The 25,387-nt window shown below is 67.1% G+C and carries 23 protein-coding genes and 2 tRNA genes; 7 read left to right on the plus strand and 18 right to left on the minus strand.

What is annotated here, in order from left to right:
• Positions 1-6: 6 nt before the first annotated feature.
• Together mrdA and rodA are read left to right on the plus strand one after the other, a co-directional pair.
• Positions 7-2,268 carry a penicillin-binding protein 2 gene (gene mrdA, locus DCN14_RS31320; protein WP_115531468.1) on the plus strand — a complete coding sequence of 754 codons (2,262 nt, stop codon included), beginning with the start codon at positions 7-9 and terminating at the stop codon, positions 2,266-2,268.
• Between the two features lie 11 nt (positions 2,269-2,279).
• Positions 2,280-3,428, plus strand: a complete 1,149-nt coding sequence (gene rodA / locus DCN14_RS31325; RefSeq protein WP_096508467.1) for a rod shape-determining protein RodA — start codon at positions 2,280-2,282, stop codon at positions 3,426-3,428.
• 116 nt (positions 3,429-3,544) lie between these two features.
• Here rodA and DCN14_RS31330 read toward each other — a convergent pair whose 3' ends face one another.
• The 14 genes from DCN14_RS31330 to def all read right to left on the minus strand — a co-directional run bounded on the left by DCN14_RS31330 (position 3,545) and on the right by def (position 16,277).
• Positions 3,545-4,330 carry a tetratricopeptide repeat protein gene (locus tag DCN14_RS31330; RefSeq protein WP_096508466.1) on the minus strand — a complete coding sequence of 262 codons (786 nt, stop codon included), beginning with the start codon at positions 4,328-4,330 and terminating at the stop codon, positions 3,545-3,547.
• Positions 4,327-5,112 carry an aldolase/citrate lyase family protein gene (locus DCN14_RS31335; protein ID WP_096508465.1) on the minus strand — a complete coding sequence of 262 codons (786 nt, stop codon included), beginning with the start codon at positions 5,110-5,112 and terminating at the stop codon, positions 4,327-4,329. Before DCN14_RS31335 ends, DCN14_RS31330 begins: the two co-directional genes overlap by 4 nt.
• Before the next feature lie 278 nt (positions 5,113-5,390).
• Positions 5,391-5,843, minus strand: a complete 453-nt coding sequence (gene queD, locus DCN14_RS31340; RefSeq protein ID WP_014895699.1) for a 6-carboxytetrahydropterin synthase QueD — start codon at positions 5,841-5,843, stop codon at positions 5,391-5,393.
• A gap of 18 nt (positions 5,844-5,861) precedes the next feature.
• Positions 5,862-6,494, minus strand: a complete 633-nt coding sequence (queE, locus tag DCN14_RS31345) for a 7-carboxy-7-deazaguanine synthase (RefSeq protein ID WP_096508464.1) — start codon at positions 6,492-6,494, stop codon at positions 5,862-5,864.
• A 75-nt stretch (positions 6,495-6,569) separates the two neighbouring features.
• Positions 6,570-7,304, minus strand: coding sequence for a 7-cyano-7-deazaguanine synthase QueC (queC, locus tag DCN14_RS31350; protein WP_096508463.1), 735 nt, complete (start codon positions 7,302-7,304; stop codon positions 6,570-6,572).
• A gap of 351 nt (positions 7,305-7,655) precedes the next feature.
• A tRNA-Phe gene (locus DCN14_RS31355) sits at positions 7,656-7,731 on the minus strand.
• A 62-nt stretch (positions 7,732-7,793) separates the two neighbouring features.
• Positions 7,794-8,495: a response regulator transcription factor EsaR gene (esaR, locus tag DCN14_RS31360; protein WP_096508462.1), complete on the minus strand. Its 702-nt coding sequence runs from the start codon at positions 8,493-8,495 to the stop codon at positions 7,794-7,796.
• Positions 8,496-10,910, minus strand: coding sequence for a sensor histidine kinase EsaS (gene esaS / locus DCN14_RS31365; RefSeq protein WP_096508461.1), 2,415 nt, complete (start codon positions 10,908-10,910; stop codon positions 8,496-8,498).
• Positions 10,900-11,490: a DUF4390 domain-containing protein gene (locus tag DCN14_RS31370; protein WP_096508470.1), complete on the minus strand. Its 591-nt coding sequence runs from the start codon at positions 11,488-11,490 to the stop codon at positions 10,900-10,902. The genes esaS and DCN14_RS31370 overlap by 11 nt, the downstream gene beginning before the upstream one ends.
• A complete protein-coding gene (gene rsmB, locus DCN14_RS31375; protein WP_096508460.1) occupies positions 11,487-12,875 on the minus strand; it encodes a 16S rRNA (cytosine(967)-C(5))-methyltransferase RsmB in 1,389 nt (462 codons plus the stop codon). The genes DCN14_RS31370 and rsmB overlap by 4 nt, the downstream gene beginning before the upstream one ends.
• A gap of 176 nt (positions 12,876-13,051) precedes the next feature.
• On the minus strand, positions 13,052-13,909 hold the full coding sequence (gene htpX, locus DCN14_RS31380; RefSeq protein WP_096508459.1) for a zinc metalloprotease HtpX: 858 nt from the start codon (positions 13,907-13,909) through the stop codon (positions 13,052-13,054).
• 99 nt (positions 13,910-14,008) lie between these two features.
• Positions 14,009-14,647 carry a LysE family translocator gene (locus tag DCN14_RS31385; protein ID WP_096508458.1) on the minus strand — a complete coding sequence of 213 codons (639 nt, stop codon included), beginning with the start codon at positions 14,645-14,647 and terminating at the stop codon, positions 14,009-14,011.
• Between the two features lie 110 nt (positions 14,648-14,757).
• The gene (fmt, locus tag DCN14_RS31390; protein WP_096508457.1) at positions 14,758-15,741 is read right to left on the minus strand and encodes a methionyl-tRNA formyltransferase; all 984 of its coding nucleotides are present in this window, start codon (positions 15,739-15,741) and stop codon (positions 14,758-14,760) included.
• A 32-nt stretch (positions 15,742-15,773) separates the two neighbouring features.
• Positions 15,774-16,277 carry a peptide deformylase gene (gene def / locus DCN14_RS31395; protein ID WP_096508456.1) on the minus strand — a complete coding sequence of 168 codons (504 nt, stop codon included), beginning with the start codon at positions 16,275-16,277 and terminating at the stop codon, positions 15,774-15,776.
• 185 nt (positions 16,278-16,462) lie between these two features.
• Between def and dprA the strand changes: the two genes are divergently transcribed.
• The 3 genes from dprA (at position 16,463) to DCN14_RS31410 (ending at position 21,009) form a co-directional block, all read left to right on the plus strand.
• The gene (gene dprA / locus DCN14_RS31400) at positions 16,463-17,803 is read left to right on the plus strand and encodes a DNA-processing protein DprA (protein ID WP_240327367.1); all 1,341 of its coding nucleotides are present in this window, start codon (positions 16,463-16,465) and stop codon (positions 17,801-17,803) included.
• 36 nt (positions 17,804-17,839) lie between these two features.
• Entirely contained in the window at positions 17,840-18,220 is a 381-nt protein-coding gene (locus DCN14_RS31405) for a thioredoxin family protein (RefSeq protein ID WP_096508454.1), read from the plus strand.
• A gap of 191 nt (positions 18,221-18,411) precedes the next feature.
• Entirely contained in the window at positions 18,412-21,009 is a 2,598-nt protein-coding gene (locus tag DCN14_RS31410; protein ID WP_096508453.1) for a DNA topoisomerase III, read from the plus strand.
• A gap of 128 nt (positions 21,010-21,137) precedes the next feature.
• Here DCN14_RS31410 and DCN14_RS31415 read toward each other — a convergent pair whose 3' ends face one another.
• Both DCN14_RS31415 and DCN14_RS38150 read right to left on the minus strand, forming a co-directional pair.
• Complete coding sequence (locus tag DCN14_RS31415; RefSeq protein WP_096508452.1) at positions 21,138-22,187, minus strand: LysR family transcriptional regulator; 1,050 nt, start codon at positions 22,185-22,187, stop codon at positions 21,138-21,140.
• Between the two features lie 152 nt (positions 22,188-22,339).
• Positions 22,340-22,630, minus strand: coding sequence for a hypothetical protein (locus tag DCN14_RS38150; RefSeq protein ID WP_143331736.1), 291 nt, complete (start codon positions 22,628-22,630; stop codon positions 22,340-22,342).
• On the opposite strand from DCN14_RS38150, the gene DCN14_RS31420 reads away from it, so the two are divergent.
• Positions 22,617-23,630 carry a D-2-hydroxyacid dehydrogenase family protein gene (locus DCN14_RS31420; RefSeq protein ID WP_096508450.1) on the plus strand — a complete coding sequence of 338 codons (1,014 nt, stop codon included), beginning with the start codon at positions 22,617-22,619 and terminating at the stop codon, positions 23,628-23,630. The genes DCN14_RS38150 and DCN14_RS31420 overlap by 14 nt on opposite strands.
• Positions 23,631-23,684: 54 nt before the next feature.
• Here the strand turns inward: DCN14_RS31420 and DCN14_RS31425 are convergent, their stop codons facing one another.
• Positions 23,685-24,551, minus strand: a complete 867-nt coding sequence (locus DCN14_RS31425) for a patatin-like phospholipase family protein (RefSeq protein ID WP_096508469.1) — start codon at positions 24,549-24,551, stop codon at positions 23,685-23,687.
• Between the two features lie 8 nt (positions 24,552-24,559).
• Positions 24,560-24,964, minus strand: a complete 405-nt coding sequence (locus DCN14_RS31430) for a PaaI family thioesterase (protein WP_096508449.1) — start codon at positions 24,962-24,964, stop codon at positions 24,560-24,562.
• Between the two features lie 191 nt (positions 24,965-25,155).
• On the opposite strand from DCN14_RS31430, the gene DCN14_RS31435 reads away from it, so the two are divergent.
• Positions 25,156-25,231 (plus strand) — tRNA-Lys (locus DCN14_RS31435).
• The last annotated feature ends 156 nt before the right edge of the window (positions 25,232-25,387 follow it).

Below are 25,387 nucleotides of genomic sequence, written 5' to 3' on the forward strand. Positions count from 1 at the left end.
AACCGCATGACCGAATTCAACGACACCCAGCAACAGCTCTCGAGGTTCCGCCTGCGCGTCGCGGCGGCGGGCGTGTTCGTGTTCGTCTGCTTCGGGCTGCTCGCGAGCCGTTTCTTCTACCTGCAGCTGTTCCAGCACGGCAAATACGCGCTGCAGGCCGAGGAAAACCGCATCTCGGTCGCGCCGATCGTGCCGAACCGCGGGATCATCACCGACCGCAACGGCGTCGTCCTCGCGAAGAACTATTCGGCGTATACGCTCGAAATCACGCCGTCGAAGCTCGACGACACGCTCGACAACACGATCGACAAGCTGTCCGAGATCATCCCGATCGATGCGCGCGACCGCCGCCGCTTCAAGAAGCTGCAGGAAGACTCGAAGAACTTCGAGAGCCTGCCGATCCGCACGCGCCTGACCGACGCGGAAGTCGCACGCTTCACCGCGCAGCGCTTCCGCTTCCCCGGCGTCGACGTGCGCGCGCGGCTGTTCCGCCAGTACCCGCTCGGCATGACGGCCGCGCACGTGATCGGCTACATCGGCCGGATCTCGAAGCGCGACCAGGATCGCATCGACGCGATGAGCGACGACAACGACAGCGATCAGGAAAATTACGATCCGCGTCGCGACGCGAACAACTACAAGGGCACCGACTACATCGGCAAGATCGGCGTCGAGCAGAGCTACGAGACCGAGCTGCATGGCCTGACGGGCTTCGAGGAAGTCGAGGTGACGGCCGGCGGCCGGCCGGTGCGCACGCTGTCGCGCACGCAGGCGACGCCCGGCAACAACCTCGTGCTGTCGCTCGACATCGGGCTGCAGCAGGTCGCCGAGCAGGCGTTCGCCGGCAAGCGCGGCGCGCTTGTCGCGATCGAGCCGAAGACGGGCGACGTGCTCGCGTTCGTGTCGTCGCCGAGCTTCGATCCGAACTCGTTCGTCGACGGCATCGACCAGCAGACCTGGGACGAGCTCAACAACTCTCCCGACAAGCCGCTCCTGAACCGCCCGCTGCACGGCACCTACCCGCCCGGCTCGACCTACAAGCCGTTCATGGCGCTGGCCGGCCTGACGCTCGGCAAGCGCACGCCGGGCTGGGGCTTCCAGGATCCCGGCTACTTCACGTTCGGCGGCCACACGTTCCGCAACGACGTGCGCTCGGGCCAGGGCTGGGTCGACATGAACAAGGCGATCATGGTGTCGAACGACACCTATTTCTACATGCTCGCGCGCGACCTCGGCGTGAATGCCATCGCGAACTTCATGAAGCCGTTCGGTTTCGGCCAGATCACCGGGATCGACATCCAGGGCGAGGCGCGCGGGATCCTGCCGTCGACCGACTGGAAGAAGAAGGCGTTCAAGAAGCCTGCGCAGCAGAAGTGGTTCGACGGCGAAACGATCAGCCTCGGGATCGGCCAGGGCTACAACTCGTTCACGATCCTGCAGCTCGCCCATGCGACCGCGACGCTCGCGGACAACGGGATCGTGATGAAGCCGCACCTCGTGAAGGAAATCGAGGATCCGATCACGCGGGCGCGCCACCTGACCGTGCCGAAGGAAAGCGAAGTGATCCCGCTCAAGCAGTCCGACATCGACGTCGTGAAGCGCGGGATGGAGAACGTGGTCGAAAACCCGTCGGGCACCGCGTACAAGGTGTTCCGCGGCGCCCAGTACCTGGCGGCCGGCAAGACCGGTACCGCACAGGTGTTCTCGTTGCAGGGCTCGAACTACAAGGGCCACCTGCTCGCCGAACACCTGCGCGACCACGCGCTGTTCATCGCGTATGCACCGGTCGACCATCCGCAGATCGCCGTGGCGCTGGTCGTCGAGAACGGAGGCTGGGGGGCGCAGGCCGCGGGCCCGATCGCGCGCCGCGTGCTCGACTTCTACCTCGTCGACCGCCAGAACCCGCAGAGCGAGTCGGCCGCCGTGGCCGCGGCCGCCTCGGCGACCGAGCCGGTGAACGCACCGGTGATCGGCGACGCATCGAAGCCCGCCGTCGTCGCGGCCGGCTTCACCGCGCTGCCGCAACCGGTCCCGCCGAACGCGGCCAGCGCGGCGAACGCCGCATCGGCGCCCGACGCGGCGAGCGCCGCGCAGCCGGCCGACGCCAGCGCCGCCGCGCCGATGGCCGCGAGCCTGCCGCCGATCCGGCGTCCGCATCGGCCGCGCCGGCCCGCCAGCGACGCGCAGCCGGCTGCCACCGCACCGCGCGACGACAACTACCGTGCGACGGCCTCCGCGAAAGCGGCGACCGCCGGCACCGCTCATTAACGGAGAAAGGCATGCAATTCGACAAGCGCGCCTGGCTCGACAAGATCAAGCAGATGTTCGCGGGCTTCGACCGCCCGCTCGCCCTCATCGTGTTCCTGCTGCTGTGCGTGGGCATCGTCACGCTGTACAGCGCGGCGATCGACATGCCGGGCCGCGTCGAGGATCAGCTGCGCAACATCATGCTGACGTTCGTGCTGATGTGGGTGATAGCCAACATCCCGCCAACGACGCTGATGCGCTTCGCGGTCCCGCTCTATACGTTCGGGGTCGCGCTACTCGTTGCGGTCGCGCTGTTCGGGATGACCAAGAAGGGCGCGAAACGCTGGCTGAACGTCGGCGTCGTGATCCAGCCGTCCGAAATCCTCAAGATCGCGACACCGCTGATGCTCGCGTGGTACTACCAGCGCCGCGAAGGCGGGGTGCGCTGGTACGACTTCGTCGCCGCGTTCGGGATCCTGCTGGTGCCGGTCGCGCTGATCGCGAAGCAGCCCGACCTCGGCACGGGCCTGCTCGTGTTCGCGGCCGGCTTCTTCGTGATCTATCTCGCGGGCCTGTCGTTCAAGCTGATCGTGCCGGTGCTGATCGCGGGCGTGATCGCGGTCGGCTCGATCGCCGTGTTCGAGCAGCGCATCTGCCAGCCCGACGTGCAGTGGCCGCTGATGCACGACTACCAGAAGCACCGCGTGTGCACGCTGCTCGACCCGACGTCCGACCCGCTCGGCAAGGGCTTCCACACGATCCAGGCCGTGATCGCGATCGGCTCGGGCGGCGTGCTCGGCAAGGGCTACCTGAAGGGCACGCAGGCGCACCTCGAGTTCATTCCGGAAAAGCACACCGACTTCATCTTCGCGGTGTTCTCGGAAGAATGGGGGCTCGTCGGCGGCCTCGTGCTGCTGACGCTCTACATGGCGCTGATCGCGCGCGGGCTCTATATCGCCGCGCAGGGCGCGACGCTGTTCGGCCGCCTGCTCGCGGGCTCGCTCACGCTCGCGTTCTTCGTCTATGCGTTCGTCAACATCGGGATGGTGAGCGGCGTGCTGCCCGTCGTCGGCGTGCCGTTGCCGTTCATGAGCTACGGCGGCACCGCGCTCACGACGCTCGGCATCGCGATCGGGATGATCATGAGCGTCGGACGACAGCGGCGGCTGATGAAAACCTGACGACACGGTGCGGCACACAGCTGCCGGCAGTCGCAGCAACGAAGAAACGGCGCCCCGGGCGCCGTTTTTCGTCGGGCCGGTCGAAATCGAACGCGGTCACGCCGTGCGGCGCGCGCTCATTGCGGCGTCGCGCGCGGGCTCCCGTGGTCCGCACCGGCGCCCGATGCCGGCCCCTGCGTCTTGAGCCGCGCGCTCAGCTCCTTGAATTTCAGCTCGGCCGTCTCGTCGCCCTGTGCCGCCGCCGCCGCGTAATACGCGCGCGCGATGTTCAGGTTCTGCGTGACGCCGTCGCCACCGCGCTCGTAGAACGACGCGGTCACGTACTGCGCGGTCGGCTCGCCGGCGTCCGCCGCAAGCTTGTACCACTCGAACGCCTGCCGGTTGTCGCGCGGCGTGCCGCGCCCGTCGAGGAACTGGTTCGCGAGCGACAGCTCGGCCTGCACATGCCCCTGCTTCGCTGCCCGCAGGAACCAGCGGTGCGCTTCGACCGGGTTGCGCGCAACGAACTCGCCGTCGTCGAACATCCGCCCGTACACGTACTGCGCGTGCGACATGTTCGCGTCGGCCGCGCGCTTCAGCCAACGCAGCCCTTCGTCGACGTTCGCCGTCACGCCGACGCCGGTGAGCAGCATCATCGCGTAATTGAACTGCGCGAGCCGGTCGCCGCGCTCTGCCGCGTCGTGGAACTGCACCAGCGCCGCGCGATAGTCGCCGGCGTTGTAGTCGGCGACCGCCGATTGCGTCTCGTGCGCCGGATCCGGTTGCGCGTGCGGCGCATTCTGCGCGGCCGCGGCGACGCACACGGCCCACAGCCCGAGCAGCATACCGATCCGCCCGTGCGCAGCGATCGCACCGGCCGCACACCGCGCGCGCATGCCGCCCGCGCCATCGCCCGCATTCATGATCGCACCTCCTGCAATGCCTGCCGCGTCGCGCGCAGCAGCCACGTCACGTCGGCCGACAGCGTGATCATCCGGTAGCCGGCCTCGCGATACTGGCGCGCGCTCGCCGTATCGCCCGCGAAGATGCCGACCGCGACGCCGGCCTGCTTGCCGGCCGCGAGCACGCGCGCCATCGCGGTTTCGACGTCCGGGTGGCGGCTGTCGCCGAGATGCCCGAGGCTCGCCGCGAGATCGGCCGGCCCGATGAACAGGCAGTCGACACCGGGCGTCGCGGCGATCCGCTCGACTTCGTCGACGCCGCGCGCCGATTCGATCTGCACGATCACCGCGAGCTGCGCGTTCGCCGTCTGCAGGTAATCGCGGCGCATCCCGAATGCCGCCGCGCGCACCATCCCGGCGACGCCGCGCAGCCCGTCCGGGGAATCGGACGACGGGAAGCGGGTGAGCCGCACCGCATGCGCGGCGTCGTCGGGCGTCTCGATACCAGGAAACATCAGCGTGCGCGCGCCGGCGTCGAGCGCGCGCTTCACGAGCCACGGCTCGCGCCCCGGCACGCGCACGACGGGCTCGCTCGGCAGATGCGCGGCGGCCAGCGCACGCAGTTGCGACGCGACGTCGCGACTGTCGTTCGGCGCATGCTCCATGTCGATGCACAGCCAGTCGTAGCCGGCGTGCGCGAGCGCTTCCGCGGCCGAGTCGCAACCGAGCGACAGCCAGAGGCCGTACAGCGGCTCGTCGCCGTCATGCAGACGTTGCTTGAGGGAATTGGTGAGCGTGCTCATCGATACGGCCTCCTGGCGGACAGGCAATCGAACGGGACAAGCAACAGGCGAAGCGTGCGCAACACGCCGGGCCCTGGGACGTTAGTCGGTCGCAAGCGGCCGATCTGACAACGCGGGCCGCGCGACGGCGCACGGACGCGTTTTCCGGTGCCACGCAACGATCATAGCGCGGCGTTACACGGAATGTGGGAACGGGCAGAGAGCGGCGCCGCGCGAGGCCGGTACGGCGCGATGGCAGACAGCCCGCGCCGGCTGGCGGGGCTGACGGGAAGGCAGGATCAGCGGCCGGGCTGGCGCTCGACGTCGGCCCAGCAGTTCGGCGTTTCGTACAGGCGCACGCGCTCCAGGCGCAGGTTCACGCCGTAGTGCGCGTCGTACACGTTCGCGAGGATATCGAACGCGATCGCCGCGAGGTTCTCGACGGTCGGGATCCGGTCGATCACGACCGTCTTGTGGTCGGCCATCTGCTCGAGGAACGAGCGCACGACTTCGTCGCGCGCGTAGACCAGGAACGCATGGTCCCACTTGTTGACGAGGTGCTCGACCGCGAGCGCCTTCACGTCGGCGAAATCCATCACCATGCCGCGGTCGGGCGCGCCCTCGGTATCGACGAGATCGCCGCGCAGCGTGACTTCGAGCACGTAGCGATGGCCGTGCAGGTTCCGGCACTGGCTGCGGTGATCGGGAATGCGGTGGCCCGCGTCGAATTCGAGTTTTCGGGTAATCAGCACGATGTCAAAAGCCGTGGCTCAGGGAATGTTCAGATATTTGTGGGTCTGCATCGACAGCCGCCACTGCGGATGCCGCTTGCACCAGTCGATCGCAAGCTTCGTGTTGATGTCGCGCGACGGGCCGTCCATCGGCTGCACCAGAAAATACGCGAAATCGAGCTTCGCGTAGTCGGCGAGCCGCTGGTTGTCCTGCGGGATCACCACCTTCAGTTCGTTGCCCTTCGTGACGACGAGCGGCGCATCGGCCTTCGGGCTCACGCAGATCCAGTCGATCGTCTCGAGCACCGGCAGCGAACCGTTGGTCTCGATCGCAATCTCGAAGCCCGCCGCATGCAGCGCGTCGACGAGCGGCTGGTCGAGCTGCAGCATCGGTTCGCCGCCGGTGCAGACGACGAAGCGATGCGCTTCGCCGTCCGGCCACAGGCCGGCGATCGTCGCGACGAGCGCTTCGGCATCCTTGAACTTGCCGCCGTTCTCGCCGTCCGTGCCGACGAAGTCGGTATCGCAGAAGCGGCACACGGCGTCCGCACGATCCTCTTCGCGGCCCGACCACAGATTGCAGCCGGCGAACCGGCAGAACACGGCCGGACGGCCGGCGTTCGCGCCCTCGCCCTGCAACGTGTAGAAAATTTCCTTGACCGCGTAAGTCATCGTGCTTCGTCCGGCTCGCGCCGCTCGTTGTCGATCAGAATCGGTTATCGATGAAGCGCTGCCGGCGCATGTGCGTCACAGCGGCGCTTCGGTCACCCGCTCGCCCTTCAGGTAAGCCTCGTAGCCGCGCTTGCGCAGCTTGCAGGCCGGGCATTCGCCGCAGCCGAAGCCCCAGTCGTGCAGTTCCGCGCGCTCGCCCACGTAGCACGTGTGCGTCTCGACGCGGATCAGCTCGACGAGCGCCTCGCCGCCGAGTTGTTCGGCGAGCTGCCAGGTCTGCGCCTTGTCGAGCCACATCAGCGGCGTCTCGAGCACGACACGCGTGTCCATCCCGAGGTTCAGCGCGACCTGCAGCGCCTTCATCGTGTCGTCGCGGCAGTCCGGGTAACCCGAGAAATCGGTCTCGCACATCCCGCCGACCAGCACGCGCAGCCCGCGGCGATAGGCGATCGCCGCGGCGATCGTCATGAACAGCAGGTTGCGGCCCGGCACGAACGTGTTCGGCAAGCCGTTCGCCGTGGTCTCGATCTCGATCGTGCGCGTCATCGCGGTATCGCTGATCGCGCCGAGCACCGACAGGTCGATCATGTGATCGTCGCCGAGCCGGTCCGACCAGGCGGGGAACTGATGCTTCAGCGCTTCGCGCACGCCTTCGCGACATTCGAGTTCGACGCGGTGGCGCTGGCCGTAATCGAAGCCGAGCGTCTCGACCGTCTGGTAGCGTTCCAGGGCCCAGGCCACACACGTGGCCGAGTCCTGCCCGCCGGAAAACAACACGAGCGCGCCGTCTTTAGCGTCTGTCCGAATCACCGTGATACTCCGTGAATGTGTAGGCTCGCGTCGCGCTGCGCCCCGGGGCCGACAGCCGCCGGACGGCCCGACGCGTGCCGGCCTGCGCCGGCTCGACCAGTATAGGCAGCGCGGTCGGCCGCGAACGCGGCGGAGCGCTTATACCGCCCATCGCGCGGCATCGTTGCCGCGCGTCACGGCGGCGCCTGCGGGCAGCCATGCCGTGCGCATGAAGCGATGCGCTAAGTCATTGAGCGGGCACGGATTTTATCACGCCCCCGAAAATACTGCCGGGCAGGCCTCCGACGACACGCAATACCCACCACAAACGAAAAACCCCAAGAACCTTCCGATTCTTGGGGTTGGAACTGCTGGTGGCCTGGGACGGAATCGAACCATCGACACGCGGATTTTCAATCCGCTGCTCTACCAACTGAGCTACCGGGCCAACGAAGAAGAGAAAGTATATCCAGCCTGACGCACTCGCGCAAGTGGTTTTCGTAAAATATTTTATGCAACGCCGTCCGACGGCTTCTTGCCGAGCTCGACGCCAAGCTGTTTGAGCTTGCGATACAAGTGCGTGCGCTCGAGGCCGGTCTTCTCCGCGACGCGCGTCATGCTGCCGTTCTCGCGCGCGAGGTGATACTCGAAGTACGCGCGCTCGAACGCGTCGCGCGCTTCGCGCAACGGGATGTCGAACGGGATCGCGGCCGTCTGGCCCGCAAGGCCGAGTGCCGCGGCCATGTCGTCGCCGAGCGTCGGCAATGCCGCCGCGGACGCCACCGCTGCCGGGCCCGCGGCCTGGCCGGCACCGGCCTTCAGCGCCGCGTTGACGGACACGGGTGCCGCGCCGCGCGCGAGACCGTGCTCGACGGACTTCAACAGCTTCTGCAACGCGATCGGCTTCTCGAGGAAATCGAGTGCGCCGATCTTCGTCGCTTCGACGGCCGTGTCGATCGTCGCGTGCCCGGACATCATGATCACGGGCATCGTCAGCAGGCCCTGTGCCGCCCACTCCTTGAGCAGCGTGACGCCGTCGGTATCGGGCATCCAGATATCGAGCAGCACGAGATCGGGCGCCTGATTCAGACGGTACTCCCGCGCGGCCTGCGCGTTCTCCGCCGCCTCGACGACATGTCCTTCATCGCTGAGGATCTCCGAGAGCAATTCCCGGATGCCCATTTCATCATCTACCACCAGGATGGTTGCCATTTACGCTGCCTTTGTCTGCACACTTGCTTTTGTCTTGGCCGGAGCCGTCCCGCCCTGCGCGCCAGGTTCGGCGCCTGGCGTATCGCTCGCCATCTGCAGGAACAGAATCGACACCTGCGCCCCCTCGACGGTCTCGCCGTGCATGCGATTGCGCAGATCGATCCGCGCGCCGTGCTCGTCGACGATTTTCTTGACCGTGGCCAACCCGAGCCCCGTGCCCTTCGCCTTCGTCGTGACGTAAGGCTCGAACGCGCGCGTCAGGATGCGTGCCGGAAAACCGGGCCCGTTGTCGGACACGGTAAGACGTACCGCGACGCGCGTTTTGCCCTCGGCGTCGGGATCGCCATATTCTACTGTCTTGGTTTCGATCAACACACGCGGATGCGCGACTTCCGCGACCGAATCCTGCGCGTTCTGCAGCAGGTTGTGAATCACCTGGCGCAATTGCGTCGCGTCGCCGCGAATCACCGGCAGCGACGGCGCGAGCTCGGCGACGATCGCGCTCTTGCCTTCGCCGACGCCATACAGCCCGAGCACCTCGCTCGCCAGTTCGTTCAACTGCAGGTTCGACAGCACTGCCGGCGGCGTGCGCGCGTACTCGCGGAAATCGTCGACCATCCGCTTCATCGCGGCCACCTGGTTGACGATCATCGTCGCGCCGCGCTTGAGCACGTCCGCGTCGTGCGGCGCGAGCTTGTCGGACAGCTTCATCTGCAGCCGCTCGGCCGACAGCTGGATCGGCGTCAGCGGGTTCTTGATCTCGTGCGCGAGCCGGCGCGCGACTTCACCCCACGCGACCGAACGCTGCGCGGAAATCACGTCGGAGATGTCGTCGAACACGACGACGTAGCCGGACGTCTGCGGATCGTCCGCCTCGCCCTCGACCGTCGATACGAGCCGCGTGCCGCGCACGAGCAGCGTCAGCGGATCGGCTTCGCCGGGCACTTCGACCGCGAACTGCTGCTGCCAGTGACCGCGATCGCCGCTGCCGCCGTCGGATGCCGCCTCGCGATCGGCGAACGCCTTGCGCACCATCGCGCCGAATTCCGCAACGACGCCGATCCGGTCGAGCGCCGTGCCGATCATCGAGTTGAACGGCTGCCGGAAGATGCGCTCGGCGCCGCGGTTGGCCGTCGTCAGCCGGAACTGGCGATCGAGCACGAACACGCCGGCCGTCAGGTTCGCGAGGATGCTCTCGAGATACGTCTTCGAATGCTCGAGCGCGACCCGGTTCTTCTCGACCGCGAGCCGCGCCTCGGACAGCTGGCGCGTCATCGCGTTGAACGACTGCGTGAGGAAGCCGAGCTCGTCGCGCGTCTTGATTTCGCGCTTCGGCGTGTAGTCGCCTTCCGTGATCTCCTTGGTGCCCTGCGCGAGCAGGAACAGCGGCCGCGCGAGCTGCTGGCCGAGCGCGAGCGCGAGCATCATCGCGATGAAGGTCGCGAGGAACAGCGCGAGCGTCAGCGTGCCGATGTACATCTTGCGCAGGCCGGTGCGGCCAAGCGATTTCTCCTGGTACTCGCGATACGCGCGCTGCACCGCGTCCGCGTTGTGCGCGAGCGTCGGCGGCACCGGCTGCGTGAGCTGCAGGAACCGCTCGGCCGGCTGCAGCAGCGACGTCGTCGCGTCGGGAATCGGCCGCACGACGCGCAGCCGCAACGCGCCCTTCGCGCCATGCGCCTGCGGGTCGCCGTCGACTTCGCCTTCGATCGCCGCGTACACGCCGTGCTCGCGCGCCTGGCTCAGCATCAGCGAGGTCGGCAGGTCGTCCGGAATCAGCGCGGCGAAATTGCCCGACGCCTGCGCGACGATGTGCAGGTCGGGCGCGGCGCCCGAGCCGCCGCGGCTCGGTTCGACGATGGTCGCGTCCTGCACGCCGAACTGGTCGCGCAAGCGCAGCAGCGTGAGCGTCGTGCCGTTCGTGTTCGCATCGACGCTCGCGAGCTGGTCGGTCATCAGCCGCGCCTTCGTCTGCAGGTCGGACAGCGACGCGTCGAGCATCCCGCGGCCGAGGTTCAGGCCGGCCGTCAGCGCGGTCTCGACGTTCACGTCGAACCACGACTCGATACTGCGCGACACGAACTGGTACGACACGATGTAGATGATCCCGCCCGGCACCACGCCGACGAGCGCGAAGAACACCGCGAGCTTCGCGAGCAGCCGCGTGCCGAACTTGCCCTTCCTCAGGCGCACGACGATCATCCCGATCAGCCCGAGCACCACGAGCAGGAACACGAGCGCGACGACGATGTTCATCGCGTACAGCCACGAGTAGTAGCGGTCGAAGAATTCGGTGTTCGCGCTCGCGGCCGCGAGCAGCACGAGCAGCAGCAGCGCGGTGATCGCGACGGTCGATACGATCACGCGAATGAGGAGGCTCTTCCCGCTGGCCGCGCGGCGCACTTTATTTAGCACGTTCGGTCACCGTGAAGTTGAAGCGCTTCCAGTCCGACCCGAGCGTCCAGTCGCGGTTGTTCACCGCGTCGACCTGGAACGGCTTCGGCATCAGCGCGGTATCGAGCTGCATCCGCACCGACGCCGTGTAGGTTTCGCCGCCGCGCACCTGGTTGCGGTCGATCACGTGCCACGACGTGATGTGCCTGACGACCGCGAGCGCATCTTTCAGCGACGGGAAGCCGAGCTGCAAGCCGCCCGTCGACACGCGATATTCGCGGGTGAGCGGCTGGAACGACAGGCGGATCGTCTGCGACACCGACACCGGCTGCTCGTCGAACCAGTACCAGCGCGCGCGGCTCAGCTCGAAGTCGGTCGTGAAGTACAGCGGGATGCCCTTGTTGACCGCATCCTCGAGGTTCGGATTCAGCTCGAAATCGAAGCGGGCATCGAGGCTCCAGCCGCTTCCGTCGGCCTGCAGCGACGCGCGCTGCACGGCGATCGATTCGGCATGCGCCGGCCGAACGACAGTCAGCCACAGCGCCAGCGCGACCATCAGGACGGCTGCGAGCCGAAGTGGAAAAAGGTGTTTGATCGTCACCGTTTCTGAAACCGCGCGTAGAAAAATCCGTCGTGATCGGTGTTCTGGTCGAGTGCGCCGGCCGCCCCGCCGCGCACGCCGCCCGGCAGCAGTTGGCCGGGCGCGTCCAATCGTACCGCATCTTCACAGGCCGCTTCAAACCAGCGCGCCTGCAATTCGCCTTCTTCGGGAAAGATCGAACAGGTCACGTAAAGCAGTTCGCCGCCCGGCTTCACGAGCGGCCACAGCGCCGACAGGATGCGGCGCTGTTCCACGACGAGCGCCGCGATGTCGGCTTCGCGGCGCAGCCAGCGGATATCGGGATGGCGACGCACGATGCCGGACGCCGAGCACGGCACGTCGGCGAGGATGCGATCGAACGGACGGCCGTCGTACCACGCTTGCGGCGCGCCCGCATCGCCGACGCGCACGTCCGCCGTGAGCGACAGGCGCGCGAGGTTCTCGCCGATGCGCGCCGCGCGCGTCGCATCGCTTTCCAGCGCGACGACGTCCGCGTCAGCCAGTTCGAGGATATGACCGGTCTTGCCGCCCGGTGCCGCGCACGCGTCGAGCACGCGCATGCCGTCGCGCGCACCGAGCCATTCGGCCGCGAGTTGCGCGCCGGCATCCTGCACCGACACGACGCCGTCGGCAAAACCCGGAATGCGGTCGACCGGCAGCGCCGACGCGAGCCGCACCGCATGGCGGCCGATCGCGGTCGCTTCTATTCCGCCGGCGCGCAGCGTGTCGAGATACGCGTCGACGCTCGAACGGCGAGCGTTCACACGCAGCGTCAGCGGCCCCTGGCGCTCGCCGGCCTCGAGGATCGCCTGCCACGTGTCGGGCCATGCACGCTTCACCGCGTCGACCCACCACGTACGGTAATTCCAGCGCGCAACCGGATCGCCCTGCAGCGCCGCTACGAGCGCGTCGCGCTCGCGCAGGAAACGCCGCAGCACCGCGTTGACCATCCCCTTCGCGAATACGTATTCGCGTCGCCCGCCGATCACCGTCACGGCCTGGTCGACGATCGTGAACGCCGGATACGCCGCCGCGTCCTCCGGATCGAGCAGCAGCGCGAGCGCGCCGGCAAGCACCGCGTGCACGTGTGCGGGCGGCGCCTTGCTGACGAGCTTGCCGATCAGCCAGTCCGCGCTGCCCAGGCGACGCATCGTCCGGTACGCGATGTCCTGCGTCGCGCCGCGCGCGAGCGCCTGCGCGCCGGCCGGCATCTGCGCGAACACCGCGGCGAGCGCCGCCGGCAACGCGGTACCGCGCCGCACCGCATCGACTGCCTGCGCGGCCGCGTCGAGCGCGAAGCCCAGCGAATCGGGCGCGAGGTGCAGCGCGGACAGGCGCGCAGGGCGGCCGGCGGTGGACGGAGCGGAGGAGCGGGTTCGTGTCATCGGAGCAAAATCGGCAAACGGGACGCGGCAGGCGGCGAGGCCACGATGGCCGCGTGGCCGCGCGATCCCAAACCGCGCATTGTATCGTGCGGCCCATGCGGCCCCTTTACGGGACGCGCAAATGAAACGCCCCGCAGCGCGGGGCGTGCGGGGCGATGCGTGAAGTGCGGCGCGGCTTAGTCGAAACGGCCGGTACGGGCCATCTCCATCAGCCGCGCAATGCGCTCCTCGGTGGCCGGGTGCGTGGAGAACAGGTTCTGCAGGCCGCCGCCGTGCAGCGGGTTCATGATCATCATCTGTGCGGTGGACGGATGCGCTTCGGCCGCCTGGAACGGGATGCCGGCCGCATAGCGATGGATCTTGTCGAGCGCGGTGGCGAGCGACTGCGGATCGCCGGAGATCTGCGCGCCGCCGCGGTCGGCCTCGAATTCCCGCGCACGCGAGATCGCCATCTGGATCAAGGCGCCTGCGATCGGTGCGAGCAGCGCGACCGCGATCCCGGCGATCGGGTTGGCCGGCCGGCCGTTCTCGTCGCGCCCGCCGAAGAACATCGCGAAGTTGGCCAGCGCCGAAATCGCGCCCGCCATCGTCGCGGTGATCGTCGAGATCAGGATGTCGCGGTGCTTCACGTGCGCGAGCTCGTGCGCCATCACGCCGCGCATTTCGCGTTCGGACAGCACGCGCAGGATGCCCGTCGTCGCGGCGACCGCCGCGTGCTCGGGGTTGCGGCCCGTTGCGAACGCGTTCGGCGCATCTTCGTTGATCAGGTAGACGCGCGGCATCGGCAGGTTCGCGCGCGTGGCCAGCTCGCGCACCATCCGATAGAACTGCGGTGCCGTGTTCTCGTCGACTTCCTGCGCGTTGTACATGCGCAGCACCATCTTGTCCGAGAACCAGTACGAGAAGAAATTCATGCCGAGCGCGAACAGCAGCGCGATCGTCATGCCGCGCGAGCCGCCGATCATGCCGCCGATCACGATGAACAGGGCCGTGATCCCGGCCATCAGCATCGCCGTTTTGACCCAATTGAACATACCCACTCCTTATCCGTCAGGGGACCGCCGCGCATCAACAGGTGCGGCGAGAAATTGTAAGTGATTTGTTAGATAAGGTCTTGCCGGAAAAATTCAATTTCAACGTTGCGACGCCGCCAGCCGCAGGCCGAGGCCGACGAACGCACTGCCGACCGTGCGGTCGAGCCACTTCTTGACGCCCGGCTTGCCGGAAAAGCGCTGCGTGACGCTGCCGGCGACCCAGGCGACGACGCTGGTCCAGAGGGTGCTCATCACGACGAACACCGACCCCAGGGCCAGGAACGCCAGTGCCTTGTGCGGGCTGTCGGCCGACACGAACTGCGGGAAGAACGACACGAAGAACAGCACGACCTTCGGATTCAGCACGTTGGTCCAGAAACCCTGCATGAACAGCTGGCACAGCGGCTTCGCGGCAGTGGGCTGCGCATCGGCATTCGCCGGCGCGGCCGCCTGCTTCATGACGATCATGCGCACACCGAGGTAGATCAGGTAGGCGGCACCGACCAGCTTGATCGCCGTGAACGCGGCAGCCGACGCCGCGAGCAGCGCGGTCAGCCCGAATGCGCAGGCAAGCGCGTGCACGCAGCAGCCGGCCGAAATGCCTAGCGCCGACATCAGCCCCGCGCCGCGGCCCTGCGCAACGCTGCGGCCGACGATATACGCGGTATCCGGGCCGGGCGTGACGTTCAGCAGGAAAACCGCGAGCACGAAGAAGCCGAAATGGGTGATGCCAAACATGAAAACCTCAAAACCGAAAAGCGCAGGGAAATTCTACGCGCGCCTGCCGCGTCGCGCGACTCGGCCATCCGGCCGATTGTGCGCGGCCGGCACACCGTGTCGAATGGTGTTCAGGCCGCGTCGGGCAACGTGAAGCGCTGGCCGGCAGCGAGCGGCGAGCCGGCCAGGAATTCGCGCGCGGGCAGCCGCTTGCCGCCCGGCTTCTGCAGTTGCGTCACGCGCAGCGCGCCGCTGCCGCAGGCGACGATCACGCCTTCCGGCGCGGCTTCGACGATCGTGCCGGGCACCGCGTCGCCGCGTGCGGCCACGGGCTCGGCCGCCCACAGCTTGATTGCCGCGCCGTCGAGCGTCGCGACGCCGCCCGGGAACGGATCGAACGCGCGCACCTGGCGCGCGAGCACGTCGGCCGGCTTGCGCCAGTCGAGCGCCGCTTCGTGCTTGCCGATCTTCTCCGCGTAGGTCACGCCGTCGGCCGGCTGCGGCGTGGCGGGCAACGCACCGTCACGCTCCAGCCGCACGAGCGCGTCGACGATCAGCCGCGCGCCGTCGGCGGCCAGCCGGTCGTGCAGCGTCGCGGTCGTATCGTCGGGTGCGATCGCGATGCGCGCTTCCTCGATCATCGCGCCGGTGTCGAGGCCGACATCCATCTGCATCAGCGTGACGCCCGTCTCGGCGTCACCGGCCTCGATCGCGCGGTGGATCGGCGCCGCGCCGCGCCAGCGCGGCAGCAGCGACGCGTGGATATTGATGCAGCCGGCGCGCGGGATATCGAGCACTTCCTGCGGCAGCAGCAGTCCGTATGCCGCGACCACCATCACGTCGTGCGGAGTCGTGCGCAGCAGCTCGATCGCGTCGGCGGCTTCCTGCGGGTATTTGCCCGCGCGGCGCAGCGACGGCGGCTGCGCGACGGGCATCCCGTGCTCGACGGCGTAGCGCTTCACCGCGCTCGCCTGCAGTTTCATCCCGCGCCCGGCGGGGCGATCGGGCTGGGTGAGCACGAGCGGCACCGGAAAACCGGCCTCGTGGATCGCGGCGAGTGCAGCCGCGGCAAATTCCGGCGTGCCGGCAAAAATCACGCGCAACGTATGGGTCATGACAGCGTTCGGGAGGGCTTGGCGAACGCGCGTTACATCGCGCGTTCGAGTTTCTTCATCTTCGTCTTGATGCGGGTCTGCTTCAGCGGCGACAGGTATTCGACGAACACGCGCCCCATCAGGTGATCCATCTCGTGCTGCACGCACACGGCCAGCAGGCCCTCGCAGTCGAGCTCGAAGGTCTCGCCCCGCTCGTTGAGCGCACGCACGCGCACGTGGTCGGGACGCTCGACTTCGTCGTAGATGCCCGGCACCGACAGGCAGCCCTCTTCGTACACCTGCTTGGCGTCGCTCGACCAGACGATCTCGGGATTGATGAACGCGCGCAGCTCGTTCTTCTCCTCGGAGACGTCGATCACGATCACGCGCTCGTGCACGTCGACCTGCGTGGCCGCCAGGCCGATGCCCGGCGCTGCGTACATGGTTTCGGCCATGTCGGCGACGAGCTTGCGGATCCGGTCGTCGACCTTGTCGACGGGCTTGGCGACCTTGTGCAGCCGCTTGTCGGGGTAATGAAGAATGTTCAGCAAAGCCATGGTGTTCGGTATTCGGTGGAGCGGCGTGCCGCATCGGCCATCCGGCCGGCTGGCGCCGCCGCCGGGATGCAATGAAGATGAGGCGAACGCGCGGCATATCCATGCCGCGAGTCAAGCCTCCTGCAATCGGCCGGACGCCTGTGCGCGCGGCCCTGTCGAGTATTTCGGATGATGAAAATTTTATCATGGCGCCACGTCGTTCGCTGGCCGTCGCATTCGAGGGGAACCTCATGTCGCCGCAAGCGCTGACCACTTCCGCGCTGCGTGCATGGCTGCAACTCGCGCATGCGCCGGGCCTCGCGCCGCCCGTGCTGCAGATTCTGCTCGATGCATTCGGCACGCCCACGGCGCTGCTGCGTGCGTCCGACGGCGCCATTGCCGCGGCGAGCAGCGCCGCCGCCGCGCAGGCGGTACGCGCAAGCGAGCGGGACGACCTCGACACGCGCACCGACGCCGCGCTCGCGTGGCTCGATGCGCCGGGCAACGCGATCGTCGCGCTCAACGATCCCGCGTACCCGGCGCGGCTGCGCGACCTGCACGATCCGCCGCCGCTGCTATATGTAAAGGGCCGGCTCGACCTGCTGCATGCCCGCGGCCTTGCCGTGGTCGGCAGCCGCCACGCCACACCGCAAGGGCTCGCCGACGCGACGCGCTTCGCCCACGCGCTGTCCGATGCGGGGCTCGCGATCGTTTCCGGCCTCGCGCTCGGCATCGACGCGGCCGCGCATCGCGGCGGGCTCGACGGCCGCTCCGGCACGATCGCGGTGATCGCGACCGGCGCCGATCTCGTCTACCCGGCACGGCACCGCACACTCGCCCACGAAATCGCCGCACACGGCACGATCGTGTCGGAATGGCCGCTCGGCACGCCCGCACGGGCATCGCATTTCCCGCAGCGCAACCGGCTGATCGCCGCGCTCGGGCTCGGCGTGCTAGTCGTCGAAGCCGCGCCGCGCTCCGGTTCGCTGATCACCGCGCGGCTCGCGAACGAGCTGGGCCGCGACGTGTTCGCGATGCCCGGTTCGATCCATGCGCCGCTCGCGCAGGGCTGCCATGCGCTGATTCGCGACGGCGCGAAGCTCGCCGCGACGCCGCTCGACGTGCTCGAGGAATACGGGCTGGGTGAGCCAAGGACTCAGGCTCGGGCTCACGCCGCCGACGGCGCGGCAGGCTCCGCGAATTCGGGCACGATCCCGGGCGCCAGCGATGAATCCGGCAATGCCGGCAGGCGCGCGCGTGCGCGTCCCGTGCAAGCAGCGTCGGTCGATCCAGCGGCAGCCGTCCGGATCGAAGCCGCACCGCCCGGGTCTCCTGCAGAGCGATCGGTGCTCGTCGCCCTCGGATACGGCCCCGTTACTTACGAATGGCTCGCCGAGCACACCGGCCTGTCCGATGACGTGCTGCACGGCGCGCTGCTCGCGCTCGAGCTGGCCGGCCGCATCGCGAGCGTCCCCGGCGGACGCTTCGCGCGGCTTGACGCGGCGCCCACCCCGCCTGCGTCCGGCGTGCTACATTCCCCGGCATAGGGGCGGCCGTGCCGCCGACGATATCCAAGGAATTCCATGCCCGCGCTGAATCTCGACACCGATGCCGATCGGATCGCCGAGCGCCTCGCCGATCCCGACACGCTGCTGGTCGCCTGCCTGTGCGCCGAATGGTGCGGCACGTGCCGCGACTACCGGACGGCCTTCGACCAGCTCGCCGACGCCCATCCCGATGCCTGCTTCGCGTGGATCGACATCGAAACCCACGCCGACCAGCTCGACGATCTGGACGTCGAGAATTTTCCGACCATCCTGATCGAGGACGCCAACACCGCGCGCTTCTTCGGCACGGTGCTGCCGCACGCGGCGATCGTCGAACGGATGCTGTCCGACCTGAGTGCGGTGCCCGGCACGCCGCACGCTCCGAAATTGCGCAACGTCCTGAACGTCGAGGCGTGAACCGCGCACCGGCCGGGCGGCTTTTCGCACCGTTGCGCGTGCCGCCATGTCGGGCGCTTGCCGCCGTTGCGGCCCCCCTCTATGATGAGCCGCTTTTTACACGCCGCGCCGCCGTCGCTGCGGCGTGTGCTATAAAGCCGTCGTAAAAGGGACCCACACCGGCGATCCCGGTCTACCAACACACACCTGTCATGTCCAAAGCACTGATCATTGCGGAAAAGCCTTCTGTCGCGAACGACATCGCGCGCGCTTTGGGCGGCTTTACCAAGCATGACGAATACTACGAGAGCGACGAATTCGTCCTTTCGTCCGCAGTCGGCCACCTGCTGGAAATTGCCGCCCCTGAAGAGTACGAGGTCAAGCGCGGGAAATGGAGCTTCGCCCATCTGCCCGTCATCCCCCCGCATTTCGACCTCAACCCGATCGCAAAAAGCGAATCGCGGCTGAAGGTCCTCACCAAGCTGATGAAGCGCAAGGACGTCGATCGCCTGATCAATGCATGTGACGCGGGGCGCGAAGGCGAGCTGATTTTCCGCCTGATCGCGCAGCACGCGAAGGCGAAGCAGCCGGTCCAGCGCCTGTGGCTGCAATCGATGACGCCGCAGGCGATCCGCGACGGTTTCGCGAACCTGCGCAGCGACACGGACATGCAGCCGCTCGCCGACGCCGCTCGCTGCCGCTCGGAAGCCGACTGGCTCGTCGGGATCAACGGCACGCGCGCGATGACCGCGTTCAACAGCAAGGGCGGCGGCTTCTTCCTGACGACCGTCGGCCGCGTTCAGACGCCAACGCTGTCGATCGTCGTCGAACGTGAAGAGAAAATCCGCCGCTTCGTCCCGCGCGACTACTGGGAAGTGAAGGCCGAGTTCGCATGCGCGGGCGGCTTCTACGAAGGCAAGTGGTTCGACCCGAAATTCAAGCGGGACGAATTCGATCCGGAAAAGCGCGACTCGCGCCTGTGGAGCCTGCCGGCCGCCGAAACCATCGTCGCCGCGTGCCGCGATCAGATCGGCACGGTGTCCGAGGAATCGAAGCCGTCGACGCAACTGTCGCCGCTGCTGTTCGACCTGACGAGCCTGCAGCGCGAGGCGAACAGCCGCTTCGGCTTCTCGGCGAAGAACACGCTCGGTCTCGCGCAGGCGCTGTATGAAAAGCACAAGGTGCTGACCTACCCGCGTACCGACGCGCGCGCGCTGCCGGAAGACTACATTTCGACGGTGCAGTCCACGCTCGAGATGCTCAAGGAGAGCCACAACTACCTGCCGCACGCGAAGCAGGTGCTCGACAAGGGCTGGGTGAAGCCGAACAAGCGGATCTTCGACAACTCGAAGATCAGCGACCACTTCGCAATCATCCCGACGCTGCAGGCGCCGAAGTCGCTGTCCGAGCCGGAGCAGAAGCTGTACGACATGGTCGTGAAGCGCTTCCTCGCGGTGTTCTTCCCCGCCGCCGAATTCCGCGTCACGACGCGGATCACCGAAGTCGTCGGCCATCACTTCAAGACCGAAGGCAAGGTGCTCGTCGAGCCGGGCTGGCTGCAGGTGTACGGCCGCGACGCAGAAGGCGCGGACGCGAACCTCGTGCCGGTGCAGAAGGGCGAGAAGGTCAAGACCGACGAGATCGCTGCAGTCGCGCTCGTGACGAAACCGCCGGCACGCTACTCGGAAGCGACGCTGCTGTCCGCAATGGAAGGCGCGGGCAAGCTGGTCGAGGACGACGAACTGCGCGAGGCGATGGCCGCGAAGGGTCTCGGCACGCCGGCCACGCGCGCGGCCATCATCGAAGGCCTGCTCGGCGAGAAATACCTCGTGCGCGAAGGCCGCGAGCTGATCCCGACCGCGAAGGCATTCCAGTTGATGACGCTGTTGCGCGGGCTCGGCGTGAAGGAACTCACGGCCCCCGAGCTCACCGGCGAATGGGAATACAAGCTGTCGCAGATGGAGCGCGGCAACCTCGGGCGCGACGCGTTCATGCAGGAAATCGCCCGCATGACGCAGCAGATCGTCAAGCGCGCGAAGGAATACGATTCCGACACGATCCCCGGCGACTACGCGACGCTCGCGACGCCGTGCCCGAACTGCGGCGGCCAGGTGAAGGAAAACTACCGCCGCTTCGCATGCACGAAGTGCGAGTTCTCGATCTCGAAGATCCCGGGCAGCCGGCAGTTCGAGATCGCGGAAGTCGAGGAACTGCTGCGGGAGAAGACCATCGGCCCGTTGTCCGGTTTCCGCAGCAAGATGGGCCGCCCGTTCTCGGCGATCCTCAAGCTCTCGTTCGACGACGAAACGAAGAACTACAAGCTCGAATTCGACTTCGGCCAGGACCAGGGCGGCGAGGAAGGCGAAGCGCCCGACTTCTCCGCGCAGGAGCCGGTCGGCGCATGCCCGAAGTGCAAGGGCCGCGTGTTCGAGCACGGAATGAGCTATGTGTGCGAACACTCGGTCGCGAACCCGAAGACGTGCGACTTCCGCTCGGGCAAGGTGATCCTGCAGCAGGAAATCACGCGCGAGCAGATGGCCAAGCTGCTCGCCGACGGCCGCACGGATCTGCTGCCGGGCTTCAAGTCGTCGCGTACGGGCCGCAACTTCAAGGCGTTCCTCGTGAAGCAGCCGGACGGCAAGATCGGTTTCGAGTTCGAGAAAAAGGAACCGAAGGCGGCAGCCGCGAAGAAGACGGCAAAATCGGCGACGAAGGATGCCGAAACCGTGACGGAAGGCGCGGAAGAGAAACCGGCACCGGCCCGCAAGACCGCCGCCCGCAAGACGACGGCGCGCAAGACGGGTTCGTAATGGCGACCTGATCGCCGGGGCGTCCCCGGCGCATCGCGCGCCGGCGGATGGCGATAAAAAAACGCGGATCGATCGCTCGATCCGCGTTTTTCTTTGTGCCGGGGCAATCGCCGCCCGGCGACACGCCGTTACAGCGGCGACGGCACCGCCACGCGCGGACGCGGCGAACGCGCGAGACGCGGCTGCAGGTTCGGGTCGGTCGATTCGGCCGGATCGGCACGCATTTCCACGCCGATCGGCGCAGGCGCCGCGCCCTGCGAGGCCCATTGTTCGCCCATCATCGCGTCGGTCGAGTGGCTGAAATGCTCGACGAGGTGGTCGATGAACGTGCGGACCTTCGCGGGCAGGTGACGCCGGCTCGGATACGCAATGTTGATCTCGACCTGCGGCAGCCGGAAATCCGGCAGCAGCCGCACCAGCGCGCCACGCGCGATGTCGCCGCCGATCAGGTAGCTCGGCAGGATCGCGACGCCCATTCCGAGCAGCGCGAACTGGCGCAGCATCGCGGTGTTGTTCGCGACGATCACGTTGGTCGGCCGGACGCGCACTTCGCCGTCCGGCCCCGTGAACACGCGCTCGTCGCCCCAGTATTCGGTCGGCAGGCTCAGGGCCGGGTGCTCGACGAGCTGCTCCGGATGCGTCGGCACGCCGTGCTTTTCCAGATAGCTCGGCGTCGCACACACGGTCATGCAGCCCGTGGTCAGCCGCCGCGTGACGATGCTCGCGCTGCGCATCTGGCGCGTGACGACGATGCCGACATCGAAACCTTCCTCGACGAGATCGACCTGGCGATCGACCAGCGTCAGATCCGGCACCACTTTCGGGAAATTCTCGGTGTACGACTGCAGGACGGGCGCGAGGTTATGCAGGCCGAATACGACCGGCGCGACGATGCGCAACGTGCCGACCGGCTCGTGGTTGCGCGCGACGACCATCTGTTCGACGTCCTCGAGCTCATCGAGAATCTGGCGCGCCCGCTCCAGATAGACCTGGCCCGACTCCGTCAGCGAAAGGCTGCGTGTAGTGCGGTTCAGCAAACGCGTGCCGAGCCGGCCTTCCAGGTCGGCGACGTGGCGCGTCGCGACCGCGTTCGAGATATCCATTGCACTCGCGGCCCGCGCGAAACTGCCGAGATCCGCAACCTTGACGAACACGCGCATCGACTGCAAATGATCCATAAACGACTCCTGCCGCTGTTACAACTTCAAAAAGTTGAAGCAAATGCGTAATTCTCCTACGACAACGGAAAAGATGCAGAGTTGCCTAACGAGACCGTGAAACGAGATAAAAACAGTCAAAAATCCTCACCTATTGCGGATAATTGATCCAATTATTCTGATTGCAGCAACAATTGGGTGAACCTCGTCGGGTAAGCGGTTGAATCAGGAAAGACCTGTTTGATGCGACACAGCAGCGCACCCGCCGGCATCGCACGGAAGCGGCGCCGGATCAGGCCGGCGCCGATTGCGGCGGAGCGTAACAACCTGTTAAAAAGACACCATGGAGCACGCCGACGTAGCATCATGTCGGCCCCGGCCGGGCGGGACGGGTGCGCAACGTGCGCCGCCGCCACCGCCGCCGCTTTCAACGCGCGATTCCCGCTGACCATGAAAATTGCCATCCTCGACGACTACCAGGACGCCGTCCGCAAGCTGAACTGCTTCGAGATGCTTGCCGATCACGACGTGAAGGTCTTCAACAACACGGTGCGCGGCCTGGGACAGCTCGCGAGCCGTCTGGCGGAAGTCGAGGCGCTCGTGCTGATCCGCGAGCGCACGCCGATCACGTCGCAGCTGCTCGCGAAGCTGCCGAATCTGCGCATGATCAGCCAGACCGGCCGCGTGTCGAGCCACATCGACCTCGAAGCCTGTACCGACCGCGGCATCGCGGTGCTCGAAGGCACCGGTTCGCCGGTCGCGCCGGCCGAACTCACCTGGGCGCTCGTGATGGCCGCCCAGCGCCGCATTCCGCAATACGTCGCGAACCTCAAGCAGGGCGCATGGCAGCAATCGGGCCTGAAGACGTCGGCGATGCCGCCGAACTTCGGCCTCGGGCAGGTGCTGCGCGGCCAGACGCTCGGGATCTGGGGCTACGGCAAGATCGGCCGCCTCGTCGCCGGCTACGGCAAGGCATTCGGGATGAACGTGCTGATCTGGGGCCGCGAGCATTCGCTCGAGGCCGCGCGCGCCGACGGCTACACGGCCGCCGAAAGCCGCGAAGCGCTGTTCGAGCAGAGCGACGTGCTGTCGCTGCATCTGCGGATGCACGACGACACGCGCGGGATCGTCAAGCAGGAAGACCTGATGCGGATGAAGCCGACGTCGCTGCTCGTCAACACGAGCCGCGCAGAGCTGCTCGAGGAAAATGCGCTCGTCAACGCGCTGTCGCACAACCGCCCGGGGATGGTCGCGATCGACGTGTTCGAGAGCGAACCGATCCTGCAGGGCTACAGCCTGCTGCGAATGGAAAACGTGATCTGCACGCCGCACATCGGCTACGTCGAACGCGAAAGCTACGAGCTCTATTTCAGCGCGGCGTTCAAGAACATCCTCGCGTTCGACCAGGGCGACATGTCCAGCGTCGCGAACCCGGAAGCGCTGACGCCGATCCGCAAGCGCTGATCCGCGCCGCGCGGGCCGCGCATGTCGCGCGGCCCCGCTTCGCCGTTCCTTTCTTCAGGCGGCCACGCGGCCGCCCGTCATCGCGTCGACGCGCGCAAGGAAATGCTCGCCGTCGCGCCGCCCGAGGTCGTACGCATGCCGCATCTGCGACGGGCTCGTGTAATCCCAGCTCGAAATCGGCACCTTGCTCGACGGCTGCACGTACAGCCGTCGCTGCTCGCCGTGCGCGACCGTGAACATCTGCGGACGCGGATACAACCGCGTGACCAGCACCAGCACATCGCCCGGCGACGGGTCGAGCGCGCCGACCGGCACGTTGTCGACCATCCCGCCATCGAGCACGGGCCGCCCGCCGCGGCGCAGCACCGGCGTGAACGGCGGCGTGCACGACGACTGCAGGATCAGGTCGGCGAGTTCGTCGACGGTCGCACAGGCCTGCGCGCGCACGAACTCGGGACGAAAGCCGAGCCTGCGGCCGAGCGTCGGGTGCAGCGTCTTGCGCACGTATTTTTCGATGTTATACGCGACGAGCCCCGCCGCGACCGCGCTGCGCGCGCCGAGCCAGCGCGGCACGTGCGACACGCCGATGCGGATCTCCGGTGCGTCGGCGAGTTGCGGAAACGGCTCGCCGTAGATGTCGAGCAGCGCCTGGCGGTAGATCCGGTAATGCGGAAACACGGGCTCGCGGCCGAACAGATTGCCCCAGTAAGCGTTCTTGCGGTTGTGGCGCAGCGCTTCCTCGTAATAGCGCATCACCCATGCGGCGTCGCGCGTATACAGCATGCAGGCGGTGGCCGCGCCGGCCGAGATGCCCGCGATCACGCGCGGGCGCAGCCCGAGCGCCGGCTGCGCGACGTCCCAGAAGCCGGCCTGCCACCAGCAGCGATTGCCGCCGCCCGCAAAGACGATCTGGTCGAACATCGCGCCGCTCAACTGACGAGCGCGTAGGTCGACGTCGCGTGAACGGCCATCTTGCCGTCCTCGTCGAACAACTCGACTTCACCGAACACGAGGTTGCGGCCCATCCGCAGCACGCGCGCAGTGACGAGCACGTCGCCCTTGCGCACCGGCCGCATGAAGTTGGTGTTCAGCGAAACGGTCGTCATCGGCCGGAACTCGCCGAGCGCGGCCGAGATCGCGACCACCATCGCCGTGTCGGCCGCGGCCGTGAACACCTGGCCACAGATGATGCCGCCCGAATGGCGGAATTCGCCGGAAAACGGCAGGCGCATCGTGACGGTGTCGTCGCCGATCGAAACGGGGACCAGACCGAGCGAGCGGACCCATGGGGCCAGCAGGCGATCCAGCAATTCGCGGACTGCGTTTTCGTCCATCTTCGGATGTCCAGAAAACGTTGCGCGACCGCCGCGCAACGCATGTGGACGTCATCATACCGGGAGCACGCCGATAGCGATGGCTCGTTACCGCGCCGACAGCCGCCGTTGTCGCGATGAAATATTTTGAAGAAATTTGCAGAAAGGACTTGCCAAGGGTGAGATACCCGGGCATAATCTTTCTTCTGTTGGGGGCGTTAGCTCAGTTGGTAGAGCAGCGGACTCTTAATCCGTAGGTCGAGTGTTCGAGTCACTCACGCCCCACCAGGAATTTCAAAGGCCGGTTAGCGCAAGCTAACCGGCCTTTTTCCATTTCCGCTGCCGATTCGCCCCGCCTGCATCGCGGTATGCAGCCGCACGCATCTCCCGCACCGTTTCCGCTAGAATCGTCCGACAAATATCACACAACCGGCACGGCGATCG

Origin of the sequence: Burkholderia sp. IDO3 (assembly GCF_003366075.1) — a bacterium.
Taxonomy (GTDB): domain Bacteria; phylum Pseudomonadota; class Gammaproteobacteria; order Burkholderiales; family Burkholderiaceae; genus Burkholderia; species Burkholderia anthina.

Excerpts from the sequence above, each read along its gene's own strand:
- esaR (WP_096508462.1), bottom strand. The coding sequence starts at position 8,495 with ATGGCAACCATCCTGGTGGTAGATGATGAAATGGGCATCCGGGAATTG.
- def (WP_096508456.1), bottom strand. The coding sequence starts at position 16,277 with ATGGCTTTGCTGAACATTCTTCATTACCCCGACAAGCGGCTGCACAAG.
- DCN14_RS31335 (WP_096508465.1), bottom strand. The coding sequence starts at position 5,112 with ATGAGCACGCTCACCAATTCCCTCAAGCAACGTCTGCATGACGGCGAC.
- rsmB (WP_096508460.1), bottom strand. The coding sequence starts at position 12,875 with ATGACACGAACCCGCTCCTCCGCTCCGTCCACCGCCGGCCGCCCTGCG.
- DCN14_RS31410 (WP_096508453.1), top strand. The coding sequence starts at position 18,412 with ATGTCCAAAGCACTGATCATTGCGGAAAAGCCTTCTGTCGCGAACGAC.
- DCN14_RS38150 (WP_143331736.1), bottom strand. The coding sequence starts at position 22,630 with ATGGCAATTTTCATGGTCAGCGGGAATCGCGCGTTGAAAGCGGCGGCG.
- DCN14_RS31330 (WP_096508466.1), bottom strand. The coding sequence starts at position 4,330 with ATGAATGCGGGCGATGGCGCGGGCGGCATGCGCGCGCGGTGTGCGGCC.
- queE (WP_096508464.1), bottom strand. The coding sequence starts at position 6,494 with ATGACTTACGCGGTCAAGGAAATTTTCTACACGTTGCAGGGCGAGGGC.
- dprA (WP_240327367.1), top strand. The coding sequence starts at position 16,463 with ATGGCGCCACGTCGTTCGCTGGCCGTCGCATTCGAGGGGAACCTCATG.
- DCN14_RS31415 (WP_096508452.1), bottom strand. The coding sequence starts at position 22,187 with ATGGATCATTTGCAGTCGATGCGCGTGTTCGTCAAGGTTGCGGATCTC.
- DCN14_RS31430 (WP_096508449.1), bottom strand. The coding sequence starts at position 24,964 with ATGGACGAAAACGCAGTCCGCGAATTGCTGGATCGCCTGCTGGCCCCA.
- htpX (WP_096508459.1), bottom strand. The coding sequence starts at position 13,909 with ATGTTCAATTGGGTCAAAACGGCGATGCTGATGGCCGGGATCACGGCC.
- DCN14_RS31420 (WP_096508450.1), top strand. The coding sequence starts at position 22,617 with ATGAAAATTGCCATCCTCGACGACTACCAGGACGCCGTCCGCAAGCTG.
- DCN14_RS31405 (WP_096508454.1), top strand. The coding sequence starts at position 17,840 with ATGCCCGCGCTGAATCTCGACACCGATGCCGATCGGATCGCCGAGCGC.
- mrdA (WP_115531468.1), top strand. The coding sequence starts at position 7 with ATGACCGAATTCAACGACACCCAGCAACAGCTCTCGAGGTTCCGCCTG.
- rodA (WP_096508467.1), top strand. The coding sequence starts at position 2,280 with ATGCAATTCGACAAGCGCGCCTGGCTCGACAAGATCAAGCAGATGTTC.
- DCN14_RS31385 (WP_096508458.1), bottom strand. The coding sequence starts at position 14,647 with ATGTTTGGCATCACCCATTTCGGCTTCTTCGTGCTCGCGGTTTTCCTG.
- DCN14_RS31425 (WP_096508469.1), bottom strand. The coding sequence starts at position 24,551 with ATGTTCGACCAGATCGTCTTTGCGGGCGGCGGCAATCGCTGCTGGTGG.
- fmt (WP_096508457.1), bottom strand. The coding sequence starts at position 15,741 with ATGACCCATACGTTGCGCGTGATTTTTGCCGGCACGCCGGAATTTGCC.